At 70.9% G+C, this 25,305-nt stretch carries 24 protein-coding genes and 1 riboswitch; of the genes, 12 read left to right on the forward strand and 12 right to left on the reverse strand.

Going from position 1 to position 25,305, the window contains the following annotated elements; translation table 11 throughout:
* Positions 1-191 precede the first annotated feature (191 nt).
* Positions 192-662 (forward strand): pyridoxamine 5'-phosphate oxidase family protein, encoded by a 471-nt coding sequence (locus tag RCO28_RS29320; protein ID WP_308944308.1) that lies wholly within the window; start codon positions 192-194, stop codon positions 660-662.
* A 128-nt stretch (positions 663-790) separates the two neighbouring features.
* On the opposite strand, the gene RCO28_RS29325 is transcribed toward RCO28_RS29320, so the two are convergent.
* On the reverse strand, positions 791-1,693 hold the full coding sequence (locus tag RCO28_RS29325; protein ID WP_308944309.1) for a LysR family transcriptional regulator: 903 nt from the start codon (positions 1,691-1,693) through the stop codon (positions 791-793).
* Positions 1,694-1,731: 38 nt separating this feature from the next.
* On the opposite strand from RCO28_RS29325, the gene RCO28_RS29330 reads away from it, so the two are divergent.
* A complete protein-coding gene (locus RCO28_RS29330; protein ID WP_308944310.1) occupies positions 1,732-2,772 on the forward strand; it encodes a DMT family transporter in 1,041 nt (346 codons plus the stop codon).
* 49 nt (positions 2,773-2,821) lie between these two features.
* Here the strand turns inward: RCO28_RS29330 and RCO28_RS29335 are convergent, their stop codons facing one another.
* Entirely contained in the window at positions 2,822-4,153 is a 1,332-nt protein-coding gene (locus RCO28_RS29335) for an aminotransferase class I/II-fold pyridoxal phosphate-dependent enzyme (RefSeq protein WP_308944311.1), read from the reverse strand.
* Between the two features lie 35 nt (positions 4,154-4,188).
* On the opposite strand from RCO28_RS29335, the gene RCO28_RS29340 reads away from it, so the two are divergent.
* On the forward strand, positions 4,189-4,860 hold the full coding sequence (locus tag RCO28_RS29340; protein WP_308944312.1) for a pyridoxamine 5'-phosphate oxidase family protein: 672 nt from the start codon (positions 4,189-4,191) through the stop codon (positions 4,858-4,860).
* Between the two features lie 227 nt (positions 4,861-5,087).
* Here the strand turns inward: RCO28_RS29340 and RCO28_RS29345 are convergent, their stop codons facing one another.
* Both RCO28_RS29345 and RCO28_RS29350 read right to left on the reverse strand, forming a co-directional pair.
* A complete protein-coding gene (locus RCO28_RS29345; RefSeq protein ID WP_374991275.1) occupies positions 5,088-6,137 on the reverse strand; it encodes a DMT family transporter in 1,050 nt (349 codons plus the stop codon).
* Between the two features lie 320 nt (positions 6,138-6,457).
* A complete protein-coding gene (locus RCO28_RS29350; protein ID WP_374991273.1) occupies positions 6,458-6,997 on the reverse strand; it encodes a Clp protease N-terminal domain-containing protein in 540 nt (179 codons plus the stop codon).
* Positions 6,998-7,426: 429 nt separating this feature from the next.
* On the opposite strand from RCO28_RS29350, the gene RCO28_RS29355 reads away from it, so the two are divergent.
* Positions 7,427-7,609 (forward strand): hypothetical protein, encoded by a 183-nt coding sequence (locus RCO28_RS29355; protein WP_308944342.1) that lies wholly within the window; start codon positions 7,427-7,429, stop codon positions 7,607-7,609.
* A gap of 133 nt (positions 7,610-7,742) precedes the next feature.
* Positions 7,743-8,171: an SRPBCC family protein gene (locus RCO28_RS29360; protein ID WP_308944314.1), complete on the forward strand. Its 429-nt coding sequence runs from the start codon at positions 7,743-7,745 to the stop codon at positions 8,169-8,171.
* Between the two features lie 104 nt (positions 8,172-8,275).
* On the opposite strand, the gene RCO28_RS29365 is transcribed toward RCO28_RS29360, so the two are convergent.
* On the reverse strand, positions 8,276-8,908 hold the full coding sequence (locus tag RCO28_RS29365; protein WP_308944315.1) for a PadR family transcriptional regulator: 633 nt from the start codon (positions 8,906-8,908) through the stop codon (positions 8,276-8,278).
* A 439-nt stretch (positions 8,909-9,347) separates the two neighbouring features.
* On the opposite strand from RCO28_RS29365, the gene RCO28_RS29370 reads away from it, so the two are divergent.
* The 3 genes from RCO28_RS29370 to RCO28_RS29380 all read left to right on the forward strand — a co-directional run bounded on the left by RCO28_RS29370 (position 9,348) and on the right by RCO28_RS29380 (position 11,744).
* Complete coding sequence (locus RCO28_RS29370) at positions 9,348-9,956, forward strand: DinB family protein (protein ID WP_308944316.1); 609 nt, start codon at positions 9,348-9,350, stop codon at positions 9,954-9,956.
* A 69-nt stretch (positions 9,957-10,025) separates the two neighbouring features.
* A complete protein-coding gene (locus RCO28_RS29375) occupies positions 10,026-10,814 on the forward strand; it encodes a class I SAM-dependent methyltransferase (RefSeq protein ID WP_308944317.1) in 789 nt (262 codons plus the stop codon).
* A gap of 120 nt (positions 10,815-10,934) precedes the next feature.
* Positions 10,935-11,744 carry a PhzF family phenazine biosynthesis protein gene (locus tag RCO28_RS29380; protein ID WP_308944318.1) on the forward strand — a complete coding sequence of 270 codons (810 nt, stop codon included), beginning with the start codon at positions 10,935-10,937 and terminating at the stop codon, positions 11,742-11,744.
* A 153-nt stretch (positions 11,745-11,897) separates the two neighbouring features.
* Here the strand turns inward: RCO28_RS29380 and RCO28_RS29385 are convergent, their stop codons facing one another.
* Positions 11,898-12,698: a type II CAAX endopeptidase family protein gene (locus RCO28_RS29385; RefSeq protein ID WP_308944319.1), complete on the reverse strand. Its 801-nt coding sequence runs from the start codon at positions 12,696-12,698 to the stop codon at positions 11,898-11,900.
* A gap of 200 nt (positions 12,699-12,898) precedes the next feature.
* Between RCO28_RS29385 and RCO28_RS29390 the strand changes: the two genes are divergently transcribed.
* The gene (locus RCO28_RS29390; protein WP_308944320.1) at positions 12,899-14,677 is read left to right on the forward strand and encodes a substrate-binding domain-containing protein; all 1,779 of its coding nucleotides are present in this window, start codon (positions 12,899-12,901) and stop codon (positions 14,675-14,677) included.
* 96 nt (positions 14,678-14,773) lie between these two features.
* On the opposite strand, the gene RCO28_RS29395 is transcribed toward RCO28_RS29390, so the two are convergent.
* Positions 14,774-16,297 (reverse strand): glutamate--cysteine ligase, encoded by a 1,524-nt coding sequence (locus tag RCO28_RS29395; protein ID WP_308944321.1) that lies wholly within the window; start codon positions 16,295-16,297, stop codon positions 14,774-14,776.
* A gap of 503 nt (positions 16,298-16,800) precedes the next feature.
* On the opposite strand from RCO28_RS29395, the gene RCO28_RS29400 reads away from it, so the two are divergent.
* A complete protein-coding gene (locus tag RCO28_RS29400) occupies positions 16,801-17,418 on the forward strand; it encodes a hypothetical protein (protein ID WP_308944322.1) in 618 nt (205 codons plus the stop codon).
* A gap of 258 nt (positions 17,419-17,676) precedes the next feature.
* Positions 17,677-17,883 (forward strand): DUF5999 family protein, encoded by a 207-nt coding sequence (locus RCO28_RS29405; protein WP_282540016.1) that lies wholly within the window; start codon positions 17,677-17,679, stop codon positions 17,881-17,883.
* A 99-nt stretch (positions 17,884-17,982) separates the two neighbouring features.
* Here the strand turns inward: RCO28_RS29405 and gcvP are convergent, their stop codons facing one another.
* A complete protein-coding gene (gene gcvP, locus RCO28_RS29410) occupies positions 17,983-20,868 on the reverse strand; it encodes an aminomethyl-transferring glycine dehydrogenase (RefSeq protein ID WP_308944323.1) in 2,886 nt (961 codons plus the stop codon).
* Positions 20,869-21,048: 180 nt separating this feature from the next.
* Positions 21,049-21,154: riboswitch (glycine riboswitch) on the reverse strand.
* A gap of 157 nt (positions 21,155-21,311) precedes the next feature.
* Here gcvP and RCO28_RS29415 point away from each other — a divergent pair.
* The gene (locus RCO28_RS29415) at positions 21,312-21,701 is read left to right on the forward strand and encodes a PRC-barrel domain-containing protein (protein WP_308944324.1); all 390 of its coding nucleotides are present in this window, start codon (positions 21,312-21,314) and stop codon (positions 21,699-21,701) included.
* On the opposite strand, the gene RCO28_RS29420 is transcribed toward RCO28_RS29415, so the two are convergent.
* The 4 genes from RCO28_RS29420 to RCO28_RS29435 form a co-directional block, all read right to left on the reverse strand.
* Positions 21,605-23,125, reverse strand: a complete 1,521-nt coding sequence (locus tag RCO28_RS29420; protein ID WP_308944325.1) for a DNA polymerase IV — start codon at positions 23,123-23,125, stop codon at positions 21,605-21,607. The genes RCO28_RS29415 and RCO28_RS29420 overlap by 97 nt on opposite strands.
* Positions 23,126-23,226: 101 nt before the next feature.
* Positions 23,227-23,904, reverse strand: a complete 678-nt coding sequence (locus RCO28_RS29425; protein ID WP_308944326.1) for a MerR family transcriptional regulator — start codon at positions 23,902-23,904, stop codon at positions 23,227-23,229.
* 122 nt (positions 23,905-24,026) lie between these two features.
* Positions 24,027-24,500, reverse strand: a complete 474-nt coding sequence (locus RCO28_RS29430; protein ID WP_006123076.1) for a bifunctional nuclease family protein — start codon at positions 24,498-24,500, stop codon at positions 24,027-24,029.
* 53 nt (positions 24,501-24,553) lie between these two features.
* Positions 24,554-25,300: a MerR family transcriptional regulator gene (locus RCO28_RS29435; protein ID WP_308944327.1), complete on the reverse strand. Its 747-nt coding sequence runs from the start codon at positions 25,298-25,300 to the stop codon at positions 24,554-24,556.
* Positions 25,301-25,305: the final 5 nt, after the last annotated feature.

A 25,305-nucleotide genomic window follows, 5' to 3' on the forward strand; every position in this document is an offset into this window, starting at 1 on the left:
CGCCTGACCGCCCGAGCGCACGGCGGTCGCCTCGGTTGGCGCCGGAGGGTAGCCCCCATTGCGTACCGGTGGAAGAGACACCATGATTTCCTGACGGATTGTCAGCTACGGTGCCGCGCCCGGCCGTTCCGCACAGATCGCGGGGCCGCGCGAACCCGGTGCGGCACGAGGCTCGTCGACACGGAGGATGCATGTCCGGTACGCAGCGCAGGGGCCGCAAGATCATGATGACGCCGGACGAGCGCGACGCGTTCCTCACGGAGCAGCGCACGTGCCGGGTCGCGACGGTCTCGGCGGACGGCGCCCCGCACGCCAGCACCCTCTGGTTCGTCTGGGACGGATCGGCACTGTGGCTGTACTCCATCACTCGCAGCAAGCGCTGGGCCGACCTGCGCCGCGACCCGCGCATCGCGGTGGTGATCGACGCGGGCGAGGAGTACGGGGAGCTGCGCGGCGTGGAGCTCTCCGGCAGCGTCGAGTTCGTGGGCGAGGCCCCGCGCACGGGTGAGCCGTGCCCCGAACTGGCCGTTCCGGAGAAGCTGTTCGCCCGAAAGCTCTTCGGGATGGACGCGATGCCGCACGACGGCCGGCACGCCTGGGCCAGGCTTGTCCCGGACGCGATCGTGTCCTGGGACTTCCGCAAGCTGACCGTACTGAGGTGACGTACGGACCGCCCCTCCAGGTGGCGACCGCCCACTCCTGGTGGCGACCGCCCACTCCTGGTGGCGACCGCCCACTCCTGGTGGCGACCGCCCACTCCTGGTGGCGCACCGCCCACTCCGGGTGGCGCCTAACCCACCCGCTCCCCGGCCGCCTTGAGTGCCGTGACCGCCGCGCGGATCGACGGTCTTCGGTCGGCGTCCGCCCGCCACACCGCGTACACATGACGGCGCACGCCCTGGCGCACCGGCACCACGCTCACGCCCTCCGGCAGCAGGCCACGCCCCAGGCGCGGGGTGATGCAGACGCCCAACCCGGCGGCGACGAAGGCGAGTTGGGTGTGGTGCTCCTCGGCGTAGTGCCGCACGCGCGGCTCGATGTCCTTGGCGCGCAGGGTGTAGAGCAGCCAGTCCGCGCAGTAGGCACCCTCGGGCCAGGAGATCCAGTCCTCGTCGGCGAGCTCTTCGAGGGCGATCTCCGCGCGCGTGGCGAGCGGGTGCCCCGCGGGGAGCACGACATCCGCCGGGTCGTCGAGGAGCGGCGCCTTCGCCAGGCCGTCGGGCACGGGCAGCGGCTTGTTGTACCAGTCGAGCACCACCGCCAGGTCCAGGTCTCCGCGGACCACCGCCGCGGCGCCCTCCTCCGGCTCCAACTCCCTTGACCGCACGCGGAGTCCGGGGTGCTCCTCGCGCAGCGCCACAAGGGCCGACGGGAACAGTCCTCGCGCGGCCGTGGGGAAGGCGGAGATCCGCAGCTCTCCGACGGCCCGGCCGCGCTGCGCCTCCAGGTCCGACTGGGCCAGCTCGACCTGCGACAGGATCCGGCCCGCGTGGTCCGCGAGCAGCCGCCCGGCGTCCGTGAGGCGGATGCCGCGGCCGTTCTTGGCGAGCAGTTGCTGGCCCACCTCGCGCTCCAGCTTGGTCATCTGCTGCGACACCGCCGAGGTCGTCACATGGAGCCCGGCGGCGGCCTGGCTCACCGAGCCGTGCCTGGCCAGGGCATCGAGGGTGCGCAGGCGCTCCAGATTCAACATGTAAGCAATACTACGCAATGACGAGCAAAAAATCTCGCTTGTTCTACGAAATTGCTTCCGTCATCGTGAGAGGCATGGCTTCCGTCAGCACGCCCCGCGCCACCGCCCGCGCACCGCTCCCCACCCCCCCGTCGACCTCCGCACAGGCCTCCGCACCGGCCTCCGCACCGGCCTCCGCGCCGACCGAAGGGCGCACCACCCGTCCCGCCCTGGACTGGCGCATCCGTTTCGCCGCCCTCTCTCTGGTGTGGGGTTTCAGCTTCCTCCTCATCAAGGTGGGTACGCAGGGCTTCGCTCCGTTCCAAGTCACGTTCGGGCGGCTGCTGTTCGGGACGGCGGTGCTCGGGGTGGCGCTCGCCGTCAAGCGGGAGCGGCTGCCGCGCGGGCTGCGGACGTGGGGCCATCTGGCGGTCGCGGCGCTGCTGCTCAACGCCCTGCCGTTCTCGCTGTTCGCGTACGCGGAGCTGACGATCCCGTCGACGCTCGCGGGGATCTGCAACGCCACGTCGCCGCTGTGGGGCATGGTCCTCTCGCTCGTCGCGCTCTCCGAGGACCGGCCGACGCGGCGCCGGGTGGCGGGGCTCGGCCTGGGCTTTCTCGGGGTCCTCACGGTGCTGGGCGCCTGGCAGGGCTTCAGCGGACTGGACGCGCGGGGGACGGCGCTGGCGCTCCTCGCCTCCCTGAGCTACCCGATCGGCTGGATCTACGTCCGCCGCACGCTCGCCGGGAACCCGCACTCGAACCTGTCCCTCACGGGCGGCCAGCTGCTCCTCGCTACGGCCCAACTGGCCGTCGTCACCCCGCTGTTCACTTCTCTGCCGACGAGTCTGCCCGTCGTCCCGCTGCTCGCGGTGGCCGCGCTCGGCATCCTGGGGACGGGACTCGCCGTGCTGCTGCAGTTCGGGCTCGTCTCCGAGGTGGGTCCGACGACGGGCCAGATGGTCACGTACTTCATCCCGGTCATCGCCACGGCCGCGGGCGTCGCGCTGCTCGGCGAGCCGCTGACCTGGTCGACGCCGGTGGGCGCGCTCATCGTCATCGCGGGCGCGGCGCTGACCCAGTCTCGCGCCAGGCGGTAGACCGGGCGGCGCGGGGGCCGAGCTCGCTCCCAGGCGTACGGGCGCGCCCTCACCCGTACCGCCGCACCAGCCCCCCGCCCACGGCCGCCGCCACCGCACCGGCCACCGTCTCGATCTCGTCGAGAGCCAGGGGCGAGACCGTGATCCGTACGCCCGGCCCCGCGTTCATACGGAAACGGGCCCCAGGAGCGACCGCCCAGCCCGCGTGCAGCAGGTGGGCCACGGCGCCCGTCTCGTCGGCGACGGGGACCCAGACGTTCATGCCCGTACGGCCGTGCGCCTCGATGCCCCGTTCCGCCAGTGCCGCGATGAGTGCCTCGCGGCGGCGCCCGTACGAATCCGCCACTACGCGCGCGTGCACCGCCTTCTCCGACCACAGCCGCACCACCGCGTACTGCAGCACCCGACTGATCCAGCCCGGCCCGAGGCGCTGCCGGCCGCGCACGCGGTCGAGGGTCACGGGGTCCCCGGTGAGGACGGCGAGGCGCAGGTCGGGGCCGTACGCCTTGGCCGTCGAACGCACCACGGCCCAGCGGTCGGTGACCCCGGCGAGCGGGTGCAGGGGTACGTCCACGATGTGGTGGCCGTGGTCGTCCTCGATGAGGACCACCTGAGGGTGCTCTGCGAGCACGGAACGCAGTGCACGCGCGCGTGCCGCAGTGACCGCCGCGCCCGTGGGGTTCTGCGCCCGGTCGGTGACGACGAGGGCACGGGCGCCACCGCGCAGGGCCCGGTCGACCTCGTCGGGCAACGGCCCCTCGTCGTCGAGGCCGACGGGGACCGGACGCAGGCCGAGCGCGGGCACGAGGTCGAGGAGGCTGCCCCAGCCCGGGTCCTCGACGGCGACCGCGTCGCCCGGTTTGAGGTGGGCGGCGAGGACCCGCTCGATGGCGTCCAGGGAGCCCGACGTGACGGCGACCGGGCCGTCCGGCACCCCGTCCGCGTCGAAGAGCGCGCGCGCCGCCCGCGCCAACTCCGGGTCCACCGCCGGGTCCCCGTACAGCACGGGCCGCTCGTCGGCGCGCTCCCCCGCCGCGGCGAACACCCCGGCGAGGGAGGGCAGCAGCGCGGTGTCGGGGTTGCCGGTGGACACGTCGCGCACGCCCTCCGGCACCTCGACGCGGATCGCGTCCCGCGCGGAGCTGGCCGGACGCGACCGCACGCGACTGCCCCGGCGCCCGGACGTCTCGATGACCCCGCGCTCGCGCAGCGTGCGGTAAGCGGCCGCGACCGTATTGGGATTGACGCCGAGATCGCCCGCCAACTCCCGCATGGGAGGCAGTAGTTGGCCGGGTTCGAGCAGGCCGTCGGCAATGCCTCGCTCGACACTGGCCGCGATCTCGGCTGCACGTCGCCCTGTGATCCGATACTCTCCTAGCACAAACCAGATTATGCACTAGTGCAATGGAGATCGCAATGTCCGTGCAGCACGCTCCGGCCGCGTACACCCCGACCGACCGCACCGTGCCCACCCGCGCCCGCGAGCGCGCCGCGTACGACCGGGAGACGGTGCACTCGATACTCGACGCCGGTTACCTGTGCCATCTGGGCTTCGTGCGCGACGGGGCACCCGTCGTCCTGCCCACCCTCTACGGGCGCGTGGGCGAGCGCCTCTATGTGCACGGTTCCACCGGGTCGCGTCCGCTGCGCGAGGCCGGGCGGCAGGACCCCGGCCTCGCGGTGTGCCTGACGGTCACGCATGTCGACGGTCTGGTCCTTGCCCGCTCGGCGTTCCACCACTCGATCAACTACCGCTCCGTCGTGGTGCACGGCATCGCCCACCAGGTGACGGACCCGGAGGAGAAGCGCAGCGCCCTGGACGCGCTCGTCGACCACGTCGTGCCGGGGCGCGCTGCCGACTCCCGCCCCGCCAACGCGAAGGAGCTGGCCGCCACCGCGGTGCTCAGCCTCGACCTGAACGAGGTCTCGGCGAAGGCGCGCACGGGCGGCCCCAACGACGACCCCGAGGACCAGGACCTGCCGTACTGGAGCGGCGTCTTGCCCCTCGCCCCGGCCTACGGGGCGCCGGTCCCGGCTCAGGACCTGACGCCGGGCATGACCGTGCCGGGGTACCTGACGTCCCTCTGAGGGGCTGGTTCCACGAGAGAGGGCTGGCCGCCTCGTACAGGGGCTGGTTCCACGAGAGAGGGCTCGGCCGCTTCATGCAGGCGCTGGTTCCACGACAGAGGGCTCGGCCGCTTCATGCAGGCGCTGGTTCCACGACAGAGGGCTCGGCCGCCTCATGCAGGCGCTGGTTCCACGACAGAGGGCTCGGCCGCCTCGTACCCGGCCGAGCCCTCATCCTTGCGTCGCACCTAGACAGATGTCCGCGACTCCGCCGACTCGCTCCCGTCGGACCCCGACAACTCGCCGCCCCCGCCCGGCATTCCACCGGCCACCGGCTCGGTCACGGCCTTCGCAGGCGTGCTGCCCTGCGCGATGAAGGCACCGACCAGCACCATCGTGCCGCCGATGACCTGCGGCGCGGAGAGGTGCTCGCCGAGCAAGATCCACGCGAAGACGGTCGCGATGACCGCCTCCAGGCAGGAGACGACACCCGCGACCTGCGGCGAGAGCCGCCGTACGGCCATCACCCCCGATCCGTACGCGAGCACGGTGGCGATCAGCACGATCCAGCCGAGCAGCAGCAGACCGGGTACGGACGTGCCGTCCATGTCGGCGCGACCGCTCAGGACCGACCAGTCCATGGTCCAGGGGCGCGCCACCACGGTGAGGACGACGGCGCCGATGAGCAGCCCGTACGCGATGACGCCAAGCGGATTCGGGGCCTCCTCGCCGGCGTCGCTGCCGTGGTCGCCGAGGATGAAGTAGCCGGCCTGGCAGACGGCGGCGCCCAGTCCGAGGAGCACGCCGAGCACGTCGAAGCGCATCCCGGCCCACACCTCGACGACGCAGGCCAGACCGCCGACGGCGAGCACGACACCGATCGCGGCGGCGCGGGTGACGGGACGGCGCTGCACGAACCGGATCCAGCCGAGCACGAGCGCGGGCCCGAGGTACTCGATCAGCAGCGCGACACCCACGGGGATCCGCGAGATCGCCACGAAGTAGCAGGTCTGCACGCCCGCGACGGCGAGCAGCCCGAAGCCCGCGAGCAGCGCGGGGCGTTGCACCAGGAGCGACCGGTGCCGCCAGGCGAGCGGCAGCATGATCAGGGCGGCGCCGGCGATCCGCAGCCACACGACGTGCAGCGGATCGAGACCGGCCTCGATCAGCGGTTTGGCCGCGACACCGGAACCGCCGAACGCGAACGCCGAGACGAGCGCAAGACCGAGCCCGGCACCACGACCGGCCCCTGTCACCTGCCCGCCCCGGGCGCCCGAACCTGCCGGGTTCCCCTGGATCTCCTGAGACGTAGACACCGGCACATCATGACAGTCACGTAATGAGCGTCACCACTGTTACGCCTGACATCTCAGTGCGCGAGATCGGCGGAGAACCGGGAACGGAGGAAGGCCGAGGCCTGGCGCCCTCACGCCCGGCGCGCACGCGCCCCGCGCACGCCCCTGCCTGACCACACGCTACGGACTCAACTCCCGTACGCCACTGAGGACTTCGACACGACCGGCCTGGCGAGCGGCAAAGGCGCCGACCGGGCCAGGGATCCAGCCGGGGATCGCGCCAGGGATCCAGCCAGGGTTCGCACCGGGGATCCAGCCGGGGATCAGTCAGCCGCCGCTGCCGCGATCAGCGCCTTCGGTTCGACCCCCGCGCGCCCCAGCACCTCGACGGCCCGGCACTCCGCGTCCCGGGCGAGGGCGACGAGCAGGTCGAGGCCGCCGACCTGCCGGGCCCCGCTCGCGTCGGCCGCTACGAGCGCCGCCTCCATCGCGCTGGCGGCGGCCGGGGACCAGCCCGCGGTATCCCGTACGACGGGGACCGCACCGGAGTCCTCGACCGTGCCCTGCCACTGCAGGCCGTACCCGATGCTGCGCTGCACGAGATAGCCGAGGAGGCGGGCGACCTGGCCGCTGCTGAAGAGGGCGCGCACCGCCGGGTCGGTCTCAAGGAGGGAGTGGAGCAGGTGCGCGGTGTCGATGTGCCGGTCCCCGTCCCGGAGCGCACGCCTGCGCGCGCCGGTGACGACCGACGTCAGCTCGGCGCTGAGGCGATCGTCGGCGGCTGTACTGGTCGGGCCGGACTCGGCGGCCGGGGTCGGGCTATGCACATCCCCCACCCCATCAGTGCCGATCGGCCGTAGCATCCCCGCCGGGGAGCATTTGCGCGTCCGACACAAGTTGGGCATGCATGTGCGGGTTCTCCTCCTTACGGATGAGATCTGCCCGTTCTGCCCGAAGGGGCGCGTGCCGCCTTGCTTCGCTCCCCCTGCGCAACCATGTCCCACCCGTACACGTCCCACAGGAGAGCCCCACTCTTTCCACACCTCCTGGACCACTCACGCACCACGGCGAAGGAAGCCCACATGCCCTCCGGCCCGCACTGCACGGCCCGCAGTGCGCCGAGGCCTGCCGAGGACGAGTACGACCAGGGGTACGAGCACGGCTTCGCGTACGCCTATGAGTGCGACTACGAGTACGGCTACGAGTACGAGTACGACGGCCACGACGAGTACGCCGAACTCGACGAGTTCTCCGGCCTCGAAGAGGACACCGAGGAGTACGGCTGCTGGCTGGTGGCCCTGGTGGCCGTCGACGGCAGGAGCTACGTCTACCGCGTGTACGCGCCGCCGGACGCGCTGCTCGGCGACCTCTTCTGGGAGGCGTGGCACTGCCACGACGAGGGGCCGCACCCGCGCGCGTACGACGCGTTCGACACCGCGGCGATACGGCACATAGGCAACCTGCATCAGGACTGAGGCACGCGCGCGTGGGGACGAGCGAGCCCGATTCTGACGGGCCGTCAGTCTTGTAACTTCCGGACCCCGCCGCTACGTTCCGCGACACACCGGCTGCGCCCGCCGCAGCGCCCGACGAGAGAGGTGGTCGCACATGGCCGAAGTCACCGCCGAAGCACGCATCGAGGCGCCCGCCGAGAAGGTCTGGGCGAAGCTCGCGGACTTCTCCGTCTACGGCGAGTGGAGCACGACCCACACCGGCTTCCCGAAGGGGGCGCCGACCTCGCTGGAACCGGGCGGAACGTTCGAGGAGAACATGAAGCTGATGGGCTTCCCCGCCGAAGTCACGTGGACGGTCGACGAGTTGGAGCCCGGCCGCACGCTGGCCATCAGCGGCAAGGGGCCGATGGGTGTGAATGTCGGCACGCGCTACTCGCTGGCGCCGGACGGCGACGGCACGAAGGTCCGTATCGACGGCGAATTCACCGGCGCCGCGGTCACGTTGATGGCCGGGAAGCTCAAGGACTCGGCGACGGCCGCGCTGAACGAGTCGCTGCGCAAGCTGACGGCGCTGGTGGTCTGAGCCCTTGGCGGCAAGCGACACGACACGTGACGGCGGTGCGCCCACCCGTGGTGGGCGCACCACCGTCGCACTCGACCCTCTCGGCCTGAGCCTCGCTATGCCCCTCAGTCCTCATCGGCCAGGATGAGATACAGCTTCTTCCGGGCCTCGTTGACCACCGCGAGGGCTTTCTGCCGCTGCTCGGCCGAGCCGGTCTTCCAGACCTGGCCGAACGCCTCCATCAGACCGAAACCGGCCTGCCGGATCTCGTTGATCGTGTCCCAGTCGACACCACGACCGGCGTCCTCCCAGGGGGCTTCGGGCCCTTCTTCGGCCGCGCTCGTACCGGCCTCGGTGAGCGAGAACAGCTTCTTGCCGCCCTCGGTCTCACTGACGATCAGGCCCTCGTCCTCGAGGAGTTGGAGCGTCGGGTAGACCGAACCGGGGCTGGGCTTCCACGCCCCGCCGCTGCGCTCGGCGATCTCCTGGATCATCTCGTACCCGTGCATCGGCCGGTCCTTCAGGAGCGCCAGGATCGACGCGCGTACGTCGCCACGCCGCGCCCTGCCGCGACCGCCGCCTCGACCTCGACCACCCCAAGGGCCGCCGGGTCCACCGGGTCCACCGAATCCGGGCCCGAAGGGACCGAAGGCGGACCTCCGCCCCTCGAAGTCACCCCAGCCACCGGGACCACGTCCGCGGTCGTGGGAGTGCGGGTGCTCATGTCCGTGTCCGTGTCCATGTCCGTGGGAACGCATGGGAACCACTTCCTTTTCGTATCTGTACGTCTGATTTTCCTCGCTTCGATTCACGTCGACGCGCACCGGACCGACGAGCTCGTTGATCCATCACGTCTCTGTCGCGATGCTTCAACGATATATCGGAACCATTCGTCTGGCAAACAGTGCGGCTGCGCGTGGTCTGATCAGGCCGTTCGATGGCCCGGGGAGCGCCCATGGGCGGCTGGGTCGCGTCGGTGACCATCTGGCTGGAGGCAGGCGGGCAGCTGGCCCCGTCGGACCGTCGGACCCGTCGGCCGGAGCGGCCCCATGCATGCCGATGACCAACAACAGGGCGTCTCCCCTTCGGCCGACTGCCGTCAGCTCGTCGAGACGGCGCGGCCGAAACGGCCGGACAGCGCACCCCGCCTCGCGAAAACCCATGGCCAAAGATCACAGCAGCGGCACACTGGCCCGTATGACTTCAACGGACCCCAAGACCGACCTGCGCTTCTATCTCCAGTCCGCCCGCGACGCCCTGCTGTGGAAGCTCGAAGGGCTCTCCGAGTACGACGTGCGTCGGCCCCTCACGCCGACCGGCACCAATCTCCTCGGCCTCGTCAAGCACACCGCGAGCGTCGAACTCGGCTATCTCGGGGACACGTTCGGCAGGCCGTCCGGCGAACCGCTGCCCTGGGTCGCCGAGGACGCCGAGGCCAACGCGGACATGTGGGCCACCGCCGACCAGACGCGGGAGTTCGTCGTCGGGCTCTACCACCGCGCGTGGGCGCACGCGGACGCGACGATCGAGGCGCTGCCCCTGGACACGGTCGGCAAGGTGCCGTGGTGGCCGGGCGGCAAGAACGAGGTGACGCTGCACCACGCCGTCGTCCGCGTCATCGCCGACACCCACCGGCACGCGGGCCACGCCGACATCGTCCGTGAACTCATCGACGGCGCGGTGGGGATGAACAAGGGCCGCGAGAACATGCCGTCGGACGAGGCGAGTTGGTGGGCGGAGCACCACGAGCGCCTGGAGCGTACGGCCCGGGAGGTCCAGCAGCGGGTCCAGCAGCAGTCGTCCTGAGGGCCGGAGGCAAAGGGGCGCTCCCCAGCCCGGGCCCCGTTGTCAGACCCCTCCCCTAGTGTCGTCAGCGTGACCGACACCGCCTGCCTCACCGCGATCCGCGACTCCTACGACACCGTGGCCGCCGACTATGCCCGACTGGTCAAGTCACCGGGCGAGTTGGACCCGCTGTCGCGCGCGATACTGGCCGCGTTCGCCGAGGTGGTGCGGGCTGACGGTCTCGGGCCTGTCGCCGATCTCGGCTGCGGTCCGGGCAAGGTCACGGCGTACCTGGCCGGGCTCGGGCTGCCCGTGTTCGGCCTCGACCTGTCGCCTCGCATGGTCACCCTCGCGGAGCGGTCCGGCTCGGGCGACGACGACGACGACGACGACGACGACGACGACGACGACAACGGCAACGGCAACGGCAACGGCAACGGCAACAGCAACGGACGGCGACGGCCCTGCTTCGCCGTCGGCTCGATGACCGCCCTGCCCGTGCGGGACGGCGCATTGGGCGGGATCCTCGCGTACTACTCCACTCACCACCTGCCACCCGAGCTGCTCCCCGTCGTCTACGCCGAGTTCCGCCGCGCCCTCGCCCCAGGCGGCACCCTGATGCTGGCGGGGCATGTGGGTGACGGCGAACGCGTGCGCCCGGAGCAGGCGTACGGCCACCCGGTGTCGTACGAGTCCCATCTGCTGCCTGCCGACCGGATCGCCCAGCTCCTGGGCGAGGCGGGGCTGTTCGTCACCTCGCGGACCGAGCAGGCACCCGAGGGCGGCGCACGGCGGGCCGTCGCCACCTTCCTCTCCCGCAGGCCGTCAGACCTTCAGACCGTCAGACCGTTCGGACGGCCCCCGAATGAGCCCACGTGAGCCACAGGGACCACAGGGACCAAAGAAGCCACAGGAGCCACAGGGTCAGGAGCCACAGGAGTCCACTCATCTCGAATTGGCCTTGGTCCCGGCTCGCCCCAGGCCCGTAGCGTCGGCCTCATGCGGATTCGAATCGTCGACGCCTTCACCGACCGACCTTTCGCCGGCAACCCCGCCGGCGTGCTGCTCCTCGACGCCTTCCCCTCCGACGACTGGCTGCAGAACGTCGCCCTGGAGGTCAACCACGCCGAGACCGCCTTCGCCCACCCGCTCCCCGAGGGCGGCGAGGCCGACTGGGCGCTGCGCTGGTTCACCCCGGCCACCGAGGTCGACATGTGCGGTCACGCCACCCTGGCGACGGCCCACGTCCTGCACGCCACCGGCGCGGCAACCGGGCCGGTGCGCTTCGCCACCCGCTCCGGCGTGCTCATCGCCACCGCCCAGGAGGACGGCTCGATCACCCTCGACTTCCCCACCGCGCCCCTCACCGAGGTGACCCTCGACCCCGCTGTCGGCAAGGCGCTCGGCGCGGAGCCCGTCGCGGCCGCCGACACCGGGCCGAACGTCGGCGACCTGCTCGTCGAGCTGGCCGACGAGCAGGCGGTGCACGCGCTCACCCCCGACCACAAGGCGCTCGTCGCCCACTCGGAACGGGGCATCATCGCCACCGCACGCGCCGAGGACCCGAGCCGTGGGTACGACTTCGTGTCCCGCTGCTTCTTCCCCCGCGTCGGCATCGACGAGGACCCGGTGACCGGTAGCGCCCACACCGCCCTCGCGCCGTACTGGTCGCAGCGCCTGGGCCGGGACGAGCTCACCGGACTGCAGGCCTCCCCGCGCTCCGGCCACGTACGCACCGCGCTGCGCGGTGAGCGCACCCTGCTCACGGGCCACGCGGTCACCGTGATCGAGGGCGAACTGCACGCCTGACAAGGCGAGTTGTGCGGGCGGGGCACCACACGGACCGCGAGAGGGCGCCAGCCGCCCCGCCCACACAGCAGCTCACGCCGGAGCCAGCCACAAAACAAACCTCACGCCGGAGCCAGCGACACAGACCTCACACCGTAGCCAGCCACCCCAACCTCACGCCGTAGGCAGCCACCCCACCTTCCCCGCGAGCAGCGCGTACCCCACGAACGCCCCCACGTCGAGCAGCGTGTGCGCGACGACGAGCGGACCGACCCGGCCCCAGCGGCGGTACAGCCAGACGAAGACCACCCCCATCACCATGTTCCCGATGAACCCACCGATGCCCTGGTAGAGGTGGTACGAGCCGCGCAGCACCGAACTCGCCGCGAGCGACGCACCCGGCGACCAGCCCAACTGGTCCAGCCTGCGCAGCAGATAGCCGACGACGATGACCTCTTCGACGATCGAGTTCTGCGCGGCGGACAGAACCAGGACCGGGAACTTCCACCACACGTCCGGCAGTCCCTCCGGCACCACCGTCAGGTTGAACCCGAGCTCTCTGGCCGCCAGATAGAACGCGATGCCCGTGCTCCCGATGCCTGCCGCGATCACCGCACCGCGCCCCAGATCCGGCAGCGGCCGCCGCAGGTCGAAGCCGATCGCGCGCAGCCCGGCCCCTTCGCGTACGAGCAGATGCGCGACGAGCGCGACCGGCACCAGAGCGGTCGCGATACCGAACAGCTGCCAGGCGAGATCGAGCCAGGGGCGGCCGGGCGCGGCCGAGGAGTTGAGCGTGGCCGCCTGGTCCTTCAGACCCCCCGGTTTGGTGACCGAACCGACAAAGCTGATCAGCGCGGACACCGCGCTCGCGCCGAGCGACAGCGCGAGGACGAGCAGTGTCTCGTCGCGAAAGATCCGTCTTGTCGGTCGTTCCTGGCGAAAAGAACCAGCCACCGGTCCTGCCTCCGACTGCACCCTGCCTCCATCTGTTCAATCCCGCCGCATGCCCGTCCAAGCCCCGCTAGGGTCTCTCGAATGCGGGTGCGAAGATCGTGCACGACAAGGCCGAAAGCGAGCGTACGTCGACGCGGGGCGCAGCCGCCGCGTTCCGTTCGCTCTGCCGGTGCGCGTTCCGTTCGCGTGCGCCGACGCGCTCAAGGAGGGGCACCACCGTCATGGGACGTCACCACTCGCCCGACACGGATGCGAGGTACGCATCGGATGTGGCGCGATCGCGTCGCCGTGCCCGCCGCCGCACGGTGTCCATCGCGACGGTCCTGGTGCTCGGCGTGGCGACGGGCGCCGGTTTCGCCGTGCGGGGTGGCCTGCTGACGTTCGCCGGTTCCTGCGAGGACGACGCGGTCCGGATCGACATCCTCGCCGCGCCGGCCATCGCCCCGGCCCTGGACGAGGCCGCCGAGCTCGCCCGCGACCAGGACGTGACGTCCGACGGCCGCTGTCTCGACGTACGCGTACAGGCCAAGGAGGCGCACAAGGTCGCCGGTTCCCTCCAGGCCGACGGCGCCCCGGAGTTCGAGGTGTGGGTGCCGGACTCCGACCTGTGGGTGGACCGCGCGGGCCTCGGCGACAGCGGGCAGGAGCTGACCCCGGCCGGGAACATCGCGTCGTCCCCGGTGACGATGGGCATGGTGCCCTCCGCCGCGAAGTCGGCCGGCTGGCCCGAGAAGCGGTACACCTGGGCCGAGTTGACCGCCCTCGCCACCAAGGGCGACAAGCTCCGCCTCGGCGCCGCCGACCCCGCGCGCAGTGCCAGCGGCCTGCTCGCCCTGACGAAGATCGGCGCGTCCGCGGCGAAGGCGGACGGCCCGCAGAGCGACACCCAGGTCGCCGCCACCGCGAAGCTCCTGGCCGAGCGCATATCCGACAGCGACGCCCGCGCCCTGCAGACAGTGGCCCGCGACGACTCCCGCACCGAGCAGGGCAACCCGCGCCGCAACCAGGCCCTGATCGTCTCCGAACAGGCCGCGTTCACGCACAACCAGGAGGCGGGCGAGGACGGCCGGTTGGAGCTGTTCTACCCGAAGGACGGCGCACCGCAGCTGGACTACCCGTACACCCTGGTCGACGAGTCGCACATGAGCACCGACGAGAGCCGGGCCGCTCTGCGCTTCATGACGCTGCTCGGCGAGGACGACAGCCGCGGCCTCCTGGAGAAGCACGGATTCCGCTCCGGTGAGCAGGAGGAGCCGGCCGAGGACCTGGTGACGGCGGCGGGCGGCCGCGAGCCCCAGCCGTACGCCACGGCGTCGACCGAGCCGCCGGCCCCCAAGGACCTGCAGGCCACGCTCGGCATGTGGACCATCACGGTGCAGAGCGCCCGCCTCACCACCGTCGTCGATGTCTCCAACTCGATGGGCGAGATCGTGCCGAACCGCGGCCAGTCCCGCCTGGAGGTCACCAAGGCGTCCCTGGTGCGCGCGCTCTCGCAGTTCACGCGCGAGGACGAGATCGGCGTCTGGGAGTTCGCCACCTACCTCGACGGCACGCGCGACTACCGCAAGCTGGTCGAGACCCGCCGCCTCGGCGACACCACCGGCGGGGGCACCACCCAGCGCGAGCGCCTCATCGCCGCGTACCGCGCACTGCACCCCAAACCGGGCTACACCGGCCTGTACGACACCTCGCTCGCCGCGTACAAGGACGCCCAGAAGTCGTATGTGAAGGGCAAGTTCAACGCCGTGGTGATCCTGACGGACGGCGCCAACCAGGACCCGGGGTCCCTCAGCCGCCGGGCCGTGATCGACGAGCTGCAGCGGCTCGCCGACCCGAAGCGGCCCGTCCCGCTGATCGCGATCGCGGTCGGCCCCGACGCCGACAAGAAGGAGGTCAAGGAGATCGCGGCGGCCACGGGAGGCAGCGGCTACCAGATCGACGACCCGGCCCAGATGCAGGAGGTCATCCTCAAGGCGATCATCGCGGCGGGCGGCAACTGACGCTCCCGGCAGACCGGTTGGCTGGTTGACCGATTGGCCGGTAGACCGGATGACCGCTTGCCCGCTTGCCCGGTTGCCCGGTTGCCCGGTTGTCCGTTACGCGGGAGGAGTCGCCGGAGCCGGCAGCAGCCCCGTCGGCCAGGTGTGCACCGGCTCCCCCTGATGCATCAGCTCGCTGTAGCGGCGCGTGGTCGCCGCCAGCGCGTCCGCCCGCGCCAGGCCGCCCCGCACCGCCCGGTGAAAGGTCGCCGCCTGCCAGGACGCCCCGTTCACGCGCCGTCTGCACCGCCCCTCGATCACCCCGAGGTACAGATCCCGGTCCCCCGGCTCCACGCCCCACGCGTCGAGCCCGGCCGCGGCCAACGGCAACAGCTCGTCCCGTACGAGATCAACCGCGGGCAGCACATGCGTACCGCCGAACCGGCCCGAGCGCGGCCACTCCAGCTCCGCCTCGATGCCGTAGCGGCAGGCCGCGTCGAAGTTCCGCTCGGCCGACTCGAACGGCAGCCTGGTCCACACCGGGCGCGCGTCCTCGGCGAGGGCCCGCACGATGCCGTAGTAGAACGCGGCATTCGCGATCACGTCCGTGACCGTCGGCCCCGCGGGCAACACCCGGTTCTCCACCCGCAGATGCGGTACGCCGTCCACGACGCCGTAGACCGGACGGTTCCAGCGGTAGACCGTGCCGTTGTGCAGCGCCAGCTCGGCGAGGCTCGGCACCCCGCCGTCGTCGAGCACCCGCAGCGCCTCCTCGTCGTCGCAGATCGGCAGCAGCGGCGGGAAGTAGCGCAGATTCTCCTCGAAGAGGTCGTACGCCGAAGAGATCCAGCGCTCCCCGAACCAGGTGCGCGGGCGCACTCCTTGGGTCTGCAGCTCGGGCGGCCGGGTGTCCGTCGACTGCAGGAACAGCGGCGGCCGCGACTCACGCCACAGCTCGCGCCCGAACAGGAACGGCGCGTTCGCCCCCAGCGCTATCTGTACGGCGGCCACCGCCTGCGCGGCGTTCCACACGTCCGCGAACCGGTCCGGGGTCACCTGCAGATGCAGTTGCACGGAGGTGCAGGCCGCTTCGGGCGCGATGGAGGTCGAGGTGCACACGAGCCGCTCCACGCCCTCGATGTCCAGGGCGAAATGCTCGCCGCGGGCGGCCACCATCTGGTCGTTGAGCAGCTTGTAACGCTCCACCGCGGAAAGGTTCGCGGTCACCAGATCGTCCTCGCCGAGCGTCGGCAGAATTCCGATCATCACTATCCCGGCGGCGACCTCGTTGGCCTTTCGCTGGGCGTAGCCGAGACCGGTGCGCAACTCCTCGGCGAGCTGGTCGAAAACGCGGCCGCGGAGCCGGTGCGGGGCAATGTTGACTTCCAGGTTGAACATGCCGAGTTCGGTCTGGAAATCGCCACTCGCGATACGTTCGAGCACTTCCGCATTCAACATCCTCGGCAGCCCGTCGGGCCCCGCGAGATTCAGCTCTATCTCCATCCCCATGAGATTCTGCGGCCGGTCGAAACGCTCCTCCTCGAGGAGCCGGCGCAGCGCCGCGAGACACTGCTGCACCTTCCTGCGGTACCGCTGCCTGTCAGCCAGGTCGAACACGCCGGCCGCGACCTTCTCCCCCATCGAAGTGTCCCTCCTCGATTGGGCAGCCCACCGCATGCCGCTGCGCCACGGAGGATGATGCCCAGGCATGGTGATCGATAACGCCCCGCACATGCCCATCGGCCACTACGCTCAACCCTGTTGCCGTTCGGCACATTCAAGGGGCAAGCGACAAAGCGCAGTTGCACGCCGTACATGCCTCGTGAAAAGCGCCGACGACATCAGGCCGACCCCTCGCGGAACAGATCCCGAGGTCACGGAGACGGCCCTTACAAAACCCCGGGACACACCCCGAATCGAGCCGACCGATAAGCGCCTTGCGGGCCCTTACAGAAACGGCTAGATGAAACAACGTCAGAACACACGTCGTATAAACTCCGCGAACGAGGCAGAGAGTCGGCGCTCCCGGGACGTCCGTCCCGCGCCCCCTCTGACCCCCAGAGCCGACAGCGCCGTCCCGCTCTGCCCCGGTGCGCCCGCCGCCAGCCGCGCACCCCAGCCTGTCGAACGAGAGGCGACCCACCATGCCGCTGTATGCCTTCACCGCCCCCGCGCCCGCCCTGCGCAGCGTCCTCGCGGCACTCGGTTCCCCCACGGCCGTGCGCGAGGCGCGCACCCCGGCCCTGCGCTCCGCCCAGGGCCCCGTACGCCCCGAACTCCCCCTGCCCGTCCACGTCTTGGACCGGATCGGTCCACTCGTCGGCCCGCCCCGCACCGCCGCCCTCGACAGGGCACCCCGCACCCGGCTGACGGGCTGGCGTTTCCTGCTCCACTCCGGTGAACAGGCCGTGGCCGCGGCCGACACCATGCTCACCCCGGACGGCTGGACGTTCTCGCACTTCTTCGAGGGCCCGTACGTCAAGTCCACCGCGCGCGCCCTGCGCCAGGCCGAGGCGCTGCCGGCGACGTACCAGCCGCGGCTCCTGTCCGTGCCCGAGCTCTACATGCTCACGCTCTGGCTGCACGGCGACCTCGACGCCGACCCGGGCGAGGGCGCACCCCGGCCCGCCGACCTCCTCGTACCGCTCGCACCCGCCCCGCCCGGCATCGCCGCGCACCGGCCGCACCGCGTCGCCGATCTGCTCCCGGTCCTCACGCACCGGATCACGCCCGCGCCGCCCCTGCTCGGCTCACCCGCCTGACGGACCCAACCGGACCAGTCACCGCCTAGCCCGTTTCGGCCACCCCGAACCACCCGAAGAGCCAACGCAGTTGGCTGAACCAGCCGCACGAGTGATGCGTCCTCATCAGGTGTGGAGCGCTGTCGTCAAATGCCTGCGGAATCACTTCTGTAGGGCAACACTTGGATCCGACCGACACACAAACGGGGGGCGGAAATGAACGCCGCATCGAGTCGCAGGACGCACATCCCCACCACGACGCACCGAAAGATCACATCCATGTGCCAGCATCAGCCGCCCTGTCCCACAGCCGACTCCGCCGACCGGGAAGCCGCGCTGCTCGTGGCGCACCACCCGGAGCAGGGCTGGAGTCTGCTGTGCAACGGAGTCCTGCTCTTCGAGGACACCGGTGAGCTGCTGCCGAACGGGCAGATCATCGCCCCGCACCGGCCGCTCGGCACCGACCAGGTGGTGCGCGCCGCCTAGGGCGTGCCGTACAGGCACATCGAACGCAACGGGCCGGCCCGGAGATCACTCTCCGAACCGGCCCATTTTTGCGCTCAGTCACCCGTGCCTACGGGCCTCTCAGCCCTCGTACGCGTCGATCGGCGGGCAGGAGCAGACCAGGTTGCGGTCGCCGAACGCCTGGTCGATGCGGCGCACCGGCGGCCAGTACTTGTCGGCGGCCTCCACATCACCCGGGAAGGCGGCCTCCTCGCGGCTGTACGCGTGCTCCCACTCGCCCGCGAGGACCGCGGCCGTGTGCGGGGCGTTGAGCAGCGGGTTGTCCTCGGCGGTCCATTCGCCCGAGCCGACCTTCTCGACCTCGGCGCGGATGGCGATCATCGCGGCGCAGAACCGGTCCAGTTCGGCCAGATCCTCGCTCTCGGTCGGCTCGATCATCAGCGTGCCGGCGACCGGGAACGACATGGTCGGGGCGTGGAAGCCGTAGTCGATGAGGCGCTTGGCGATGTCGTCGACCGTGACGCCCGTGGCCTTGGTGAGCGGACGGAGGTCGATGATGCACTCGTGCGCGACGAGGTTGCCGGGGCCGGTGTAGAGCACCGGGAAGTGCGGCTCCAGGCGCTTCGCGATGTAGTTCGCACCGAGCACCGCGACCTGCGTGGCGCGCTTGAGGCCCTCGCCGCCCATCAGCCGGACGTACGACCACGAGATCGGCAGGATGCCGGCCGAGCCGAACGGCGCCGCCGAGATCGGGCCGACCCCGGTCTCCGGGCCCGCGGCCGGCTGCAGCGGGTGGTTCGGCAGGTACGGCGCGAGGTGCTCGCGCACACCGACCGGGCCGACACCGGGACCGCCGCCGCCGTGCGGGATGCAGAACGTCTTGTGCAGGTTGAGGTGCGAGACGTCGCCGCCGAAACGGCCCGGCTTGGCAAGCCCCACCAGGGCGTTGAGGTTCGCGCCGTCCACGTACACCTGGCCGCCCGCGTCGTGCACCTGCGCGCAGATGTCGGCGACGTGCTCCTCGAAGACGCCGTGCGTCGAGGGGTACGTGATCATCAGCACGGCGAGCTCGTCGCGGTGCTTCTCGATCTTGGCGCGGAGGTCCTCGACGTCGATCTCACCGTCGTCGGCGGTCTTCACGACGACGACCTTCATGCCGGCCATCACAGCGCTCGCGGCGTTCGTGCCGTGCGCGGAGGACGGGATGAGGCAGATCGTGCGCTGCTCGTCGCCGTTCGCGCGGTGGTACCCGCGCACCGCGAGCAGACCGGCCAGCTCGCCCTGCGAACCGGCGTTGGGCTGCAGCGACACCTTGTCGTAGCCGGTGACCTCGGCGAGCCGCTCCTCCAGCTCGCGGATCAGCGTGAGGTAGCCCTGCGCCTGCTCGGCCGGCACGAAGGGGTGCAGCGCGCCGAACTCGGGCCAGGTGACGGCCTCCATCTCGGTCGTCGCGTTGAGCTTCATCGTGCAGGAGCCGAGCGGGATCATGCCGCGGTCGAGCGCGTAGTCCCGGTCGGAGAGGCGGCGCAGGTAACGCAGCATCGCGGTCTCGGAGCGGTACTGGTGGAACACCGGGTGCGTGAGGTACCCGTCGGTGCGGAGCAGGTCCTCGGGCAGCGTGTCCGCGACGGCGGCGTCGAGGGCCTCGATCTCGGCCTCGACCCCGAACGCGGCCCACACCGCGGCCAGTTGGGTCCGCGTGGTCGTCTCGTCGCAGGCGATCGAGACCTGGTCGGCGTCCACGAGGCGCAGGTTGACGCCCCGCTCACGCGCGGCGGCCACGACGTCGGCGGCCCGGCCGGGCACCCGTACGGTCAGGGTGTCGAAGTACGCGCCGTGCACGAGCTCGACGCCGCCGGCCGTCAGGCCCTCGGCGAGGATCGTGGCGTACCGGTGGGTGCGCTGCGCGATGTCCTTGAGGCCCTGCGGACCGTGGTACACGGCGTACATCCCCGCCATCACGGCGAGCAGCACCTGCGCGGTACAGATGTTGCTGGTCGCCTTCTCCCGGCGGATGTGCTGCTCACGGGTCTGCAGCGCCAGTCGGTACGCCTTGTTGCCGTCGGCGTCGACGGAGACACCGACGAGACGGCCGGGCAGGCTGCGCGCGAACTTGTCGCGCACCGCCATGTATCCGGCGTGCGGCCCGCCGAAGCCCATCGGCACACCGAAGCGCTGCGTCGTACCCACCGCGATGTCCGCACCGAGCTCGCCCGGCGAGGTCAGCAGCGTCAGCGCGAGCAGGTCGGCGGCGACGGTCACGATCGCCCCGAGCTCGTGCGCCTGCTCGATCACCGGCTTCAGATCGCGGACGGCACCGGAGGCGCCCGGGTACTGCAGCAGCACGCCGAAGACACCACGCTCGGCCACCTCGACCGGGATGCCCTGCGAGAGGTCGGCGACGACGACCTCGACTCCGGTCGGCTCGGCGCGCGTCTCGATCACGGCGATCGTCTGCGGCAGCGCGTCGGCGTCGATCAGGAACACGCCGTCCTTGACCTTGCCGACCCGGCGCGACAGCGCCATGGCCTCGGCGGCCGCGGTGCCCTCGTCGAGCAGCGAGGCGCCCGAGGTGGGCAGCCCGGCCAGGTCGGCGACGACGGTCTGGAAGTTCAGCAGCGCCTCGAGCCGCCCCTGCGAGATCTCCGGCTGGTACGGGGTGTACGCCGTGTACCAGGCCGGGTTCTCCATGACGTTGCGCAGGATCACCGGCGGCGTGAACGTGCCGTAGTAGCCGAGGCCGATCATCGGGGCGAGGACCTCGTTGCGGTCCGCGAACGAGCGCAGTTCGGCGAGGACTTCGGCCTCGGTGCGCTCGCCGGGCAGGTCCAGCGCCTCGGTGCTCTTGATCACGTCCGGCACGGCGGCTGCGGTCAGCTCGTCCAGGGAGCCGTATCCGACGTGGGCGAGCATCTTGGCGCAGGCCTCGGCATCGGGGCCGATGTGGCGCTGCTCGAAGGGGATGCCGCGCTCCAGCTGGGAGAGCGGAATGCGAGGGGCGTTCATTGCGGAGGCCTCCTGGTCGTTTGCGACCTACGAGGGGCACCACGGCACGGGTACCCGGACGGCCTCCCCCTCTGTCATCTCAACCTGAGAGTTTCACCGGACCGCCCGCTCGCTGCGACCCGGCTTTCACCGTCGGTGAGAGCGGAAGCCGTCGACACCCGCTCTGCTTTCCAGAGTGACCTCGTCCGTGCGGTACAGGGGCCTGAGAGATTCCGGGGAGGATTTGCTCCTTCGGCGCCTCCGATCGGCGTCTTCGTCAACCGGAGAGCTCTCCCGCACGGGGTCAGCAGCCTCGGCCAGCCTACCAGCGCGGACATCCGGCGAGTCGGGGAGAGCCGGACCGATCAAGGCTCGAGTGGCCTTCGCCAGGAAACTGCTCTTTCGTAGTGATGACGGATGTTTCTGCCGTGCAGACGGATGACTCTCGACCTTCTGGAGGGACCGTGCTGACCGATATGGATCCGCGCAGCCTGATCGGCCGGAAGGCATTCGACCGCAACGGCTCCAAGCTGGGCACGGTGGACGAGGTGTACCTCGACGACGCCACCGGCACCCCTGAGTGGGCGGCGATACGGACGGGCCTGTTCAGCCGGGACGCTTTCGTGCCCCTGGAACCGAGCGAGTTCAAGGAGGGCGCCCTCCGCGTCCCCTTCGAGCGCTCCCTGATCAAGGACGCCCCCGACTTCGGCGTGGGCCGTCACCTCTCCCCCGAGCAGGAACTGCAGCTCTACCACCACTACGGAATCGACGTCTCTGCCCCCATGGAATCCCCGCCTCCGGACCGGGACTTCGGCCGGATCGCGGGCTCCGACGAACCGGACTCCCCCGCCTGAGACCCGTACGACGGCCCCTCCTCGCGGTCGTCCGCCCCGGCCACGAGCGGCAGCGGCTCCCCCGGCTCCAGAAGCGGATCGTCGCTCCGGAACGTCCGCACCCGCCCCGGCGCGGAATACGGCGTCTCGAACCGGACCGTGACCCGCCCAAGGCCGCTCCCCTGCACCCAGCCGGGCCCGAACTCCGCGTGCCGCACATCGTGCCCGGCCAGCCAGCGCCGCTCCGCCGGGGCCTCGACGGCCGCCTCCTGCGCCGGCACGGCCTCCTCGGCCTCCCGGCCCGCCGCCTCCGCCACAGCCTCCTCCTCACCCCGCTCCAGCCGCTCCTGCTCCTCCTTCGCCTGGGCCGCCTGGGCCGCCTGCGCGAACAGGTCCTCCTGCGTGAAGTCGGCGAGCCCGGACACACCCACCCCGAGCAGCCGCACCCCGCCGGTGGTGTCCACGGCCTCCAGCAGCCGCGCGGCCGCCTCCCGTACGACACCGGGGTCGTCCGTGGGTCCCCGGAGCGTCTCCGATCTGGTGAGCGTCGAGAAGTCGTACCTCCTGACCTTCAGGACCACCGTCCGCCCCGAGTGACCGCCCGCACGCAGCCGCTGCACGCACCGCTCCGCGAGCCGGTCCACCTCGAGGCGGACCCGCACCCGGTCGTGGATGTCGATGTCGAAGGTGTCCTCCACCGACACCGACTTCGTGTCCCGCTCGGCCACCACGGGCCGCTCGTCCCGCGCCAGCGCCATCTCGTACAGATGCATGCCGTGCGCCTTGCCCAGGAGCCGCACCAGCTCGTCCTCCCCCGCCTCGGCGATCTCCGCGACCGTGGTGATCCCCGCCCGCCGCAGATGGTCCCCGGTCACCGGCCCGACCCCGGGCAGCGTGCGCACGGCCATCGGCCCGAGCAGCTCCCGCTCCGTGCCGGGCACGATCAGGCGCAGCCCGTCCGGCTTGGCCTCCTCCGAGGCGATCTTCGCGAGCATCTTGGACGCCGCGAGCCCCACCGACCCCGTCAGCCCCGTCACCGCGCGTATGTCCGCCCGCAGCCGCTCCCCGACGGCCCGGGCGGACGCCTCGTCCGAGGCCACCCCGCCGGCCTCCAGATCCACGAACGCCTCGTCCAGGCTGAGCGGCTCCACCAACGGCGAAAGTCCTCGGAGGAGCTCCATGACCTGCTCGCTGATGTCCCGGTAGACCTCGAAGCGCGGCACCAGATACGCGGCGTTCGGCGCCAGCCTGCGCGCCTGCCCCATCGGCATCGCCGAGTGCACCCCGAACCGCCGCGCCTCGTACGACGCCGTGGCCACCACCCCGCGCGGCCCGAGCCCGCCCACGATCACGGCTTTTCCGCGCAGGCTGGGCTTGGCCGCCTGCTCCGCCGATGCGTAGAAGGCATCCATGTCCAGATGCAGAATCGTGGGCGCCGCTCTCACATGACCGATGCTGCCCTACTCCACTGACAATGCGGCGTCCTCAGCGAGGCCACCGCGCTCGCCTCTACGCTCGCGTCCGCTTCACACGGGTCCACATGGCGTCACACGGCACGATTACGGCGCCGCGCCAGCTCGTCCGTCGGGTTGTGCCCGACGAGCGTCTCGCCGGTGTCGATGCGCTCTCCGTGCAGCTGCGACAGCGCCGCCTCCACGTCCCGCCACACCACACCCACGGCGATCCCGAAGACCCCCTGGCCACCCTGGAGCAGATCCACGACCTCGTCGGGCGAGGAGCACTCGTAGACCGTCGCACCGTCGCTCATCAGCGTCATCCGCTCCAGATCCGCGAACCCGCGGTCCCGCAGGTGCTGGACCGTCGTCCGGATGTTCTGCAGCGAGACACCGGTGTCCAGGAAACGCTTCACGATCTTGAGGAGGACCACGTCACGGAAGCTGTAGAGCCGCTGGGTCCCCGATCCGTACGCAGGCCGCACGCTGGGCTCCACCAGGCCCGTACGCGCCCAGTAGTCCAGCTGTCGATACGTGATGCCGGCGGCCGCACACGCGGTCGGTCCCCGGTACCCCACAGAATCCGGCGCCACGTCCACCCCACTCAGCACAGGCCGCTGAGGCCCCTGCCCGACTGCCCTGCCGTGGAGCGGATACGGCCCGCTCTCTCCCGGAATCCGTCCGGAAGCTCCCCCAGCCGTACCGTCGCCGCTGCTTCTCACGCCGACCTCCGTCCTTGACCTGCCTTCTCGACGGTAGGCAGTACCCATAGGTGCGTCAACGAACGCCACACTCCCCAAGCCGAGTGATAATCACCCTGAGAGTGGTTTCCGGTGCGCGAACGCCGGGAAAGGCTAGCCGAATGGTCTGACAGGTCCGCCTGAGCGGCGCTTCACTGGCTGTTGGTGCCGAAATCCTCCGGCGAGATCTGGTCGAGGAACTCGCGGAACTTCTCCACTTCGTCCTCCTGCTCGTCCGGAATCGCGATCCCCGCGTCATCGAGCACACCATCACTGCCGTAGATCGGCGTACCGGTGCGCAGCGCGAGCGCTATGGCGTCGGACGGACGGGCGGAGACCTCGACCCCGCTGGCGAACACCAGCTCCGCGTAGAAGACGCCTTCTCGCAGGTCCGTGATGCGCACTTCCGTGAGCTCCTGCCCCACGGCCTCCAGCACGTCCTTGAACAGGTCGTGTGTCAGCGGCCTGGCAGGCGCCATCCCCTGCTGTGCAAAGGCGATCGCGGTCGCCTCCCCTGGTCCGATCCAGATGGGGAGGTACCGATCGCCTCCCACTTCACGCAGGAGCACGATCGGTTGGTTGGAGGGCATTTCGACCCGGACACCGACGACGTCGAGCTCATTCACACAGCAACCCTAGGACCTGCCCGGCAGGTTTGGGTAGTCGGGCCGCCTCCGAGTCAGTGCAGCCGCACCCGCAACGCGGTCTGCACGAGCGCCGAGTGCAGCCGGACCGTCAGGCTCGCCAGCTCTTTCGTACGCGCTTCCGCATGCGCTCTGGTCTGCGGATTACGGTGCCTGCGCAGTGGCGCGACCACCTGTTCGACCAGGCCGGCCTCACGCTCCGCCGAGGCCCGCATCGCCCGCAGATGCCTGGGCTCGATCCCGAAATCCCCGAGCTGCGAGATCAGCCGGGCCACCTGCACGGCCTCGATGTCGTACCCGCCGTCCGCCACCGGCGTGATCAGGCCGTACGACTCCCATTCGTCGAGCTGCTCCCCGCCGACCTCCGCCGCCGCCAGGAACTCCGCACGCCCGACGAGCGCCGCGGCGTGCACCACGACCTCCGGCAGGTCGTCAGAGGGCTCTACGGGCCCCCGCTGCGGCCTCACGGAGGGCAGCTGTACGTCCTCGCCGCGCTCGACGGCGTCCAGGTGCTCTTTGATGACGCGCAGCGGCAGGTAGTGGTCGCGCTGCATCCGCAGCACCTGAGCCAGCCGCTCGACGTCCTCAGTGCTGAACTTCCGGTACCCGGACGGTGTGCGCTGCGGCTCGACGAGCCCCTCGGACTCCAGGAAGCGAATCTTGGAGATGGTGACCTCGGGGAACTCGTCGCGCAGCTGATGGAGCACCGAACCGATGCTCACCAGGCGACCGCCCGCGGTGGCGGTGCCGGAATCGGCACCGCCCCTCGGTGATTGACGCATGAACC

It is taken from the genome of Streptomyces sp. LHD-70 (assembly GCF_031157275.1).
Classification (GTDB): domain Bacteria; phylum Actinomycetota; class Actinomycetes; order Streptomycetales; family Streptomycetaceae; genus Streptomyces.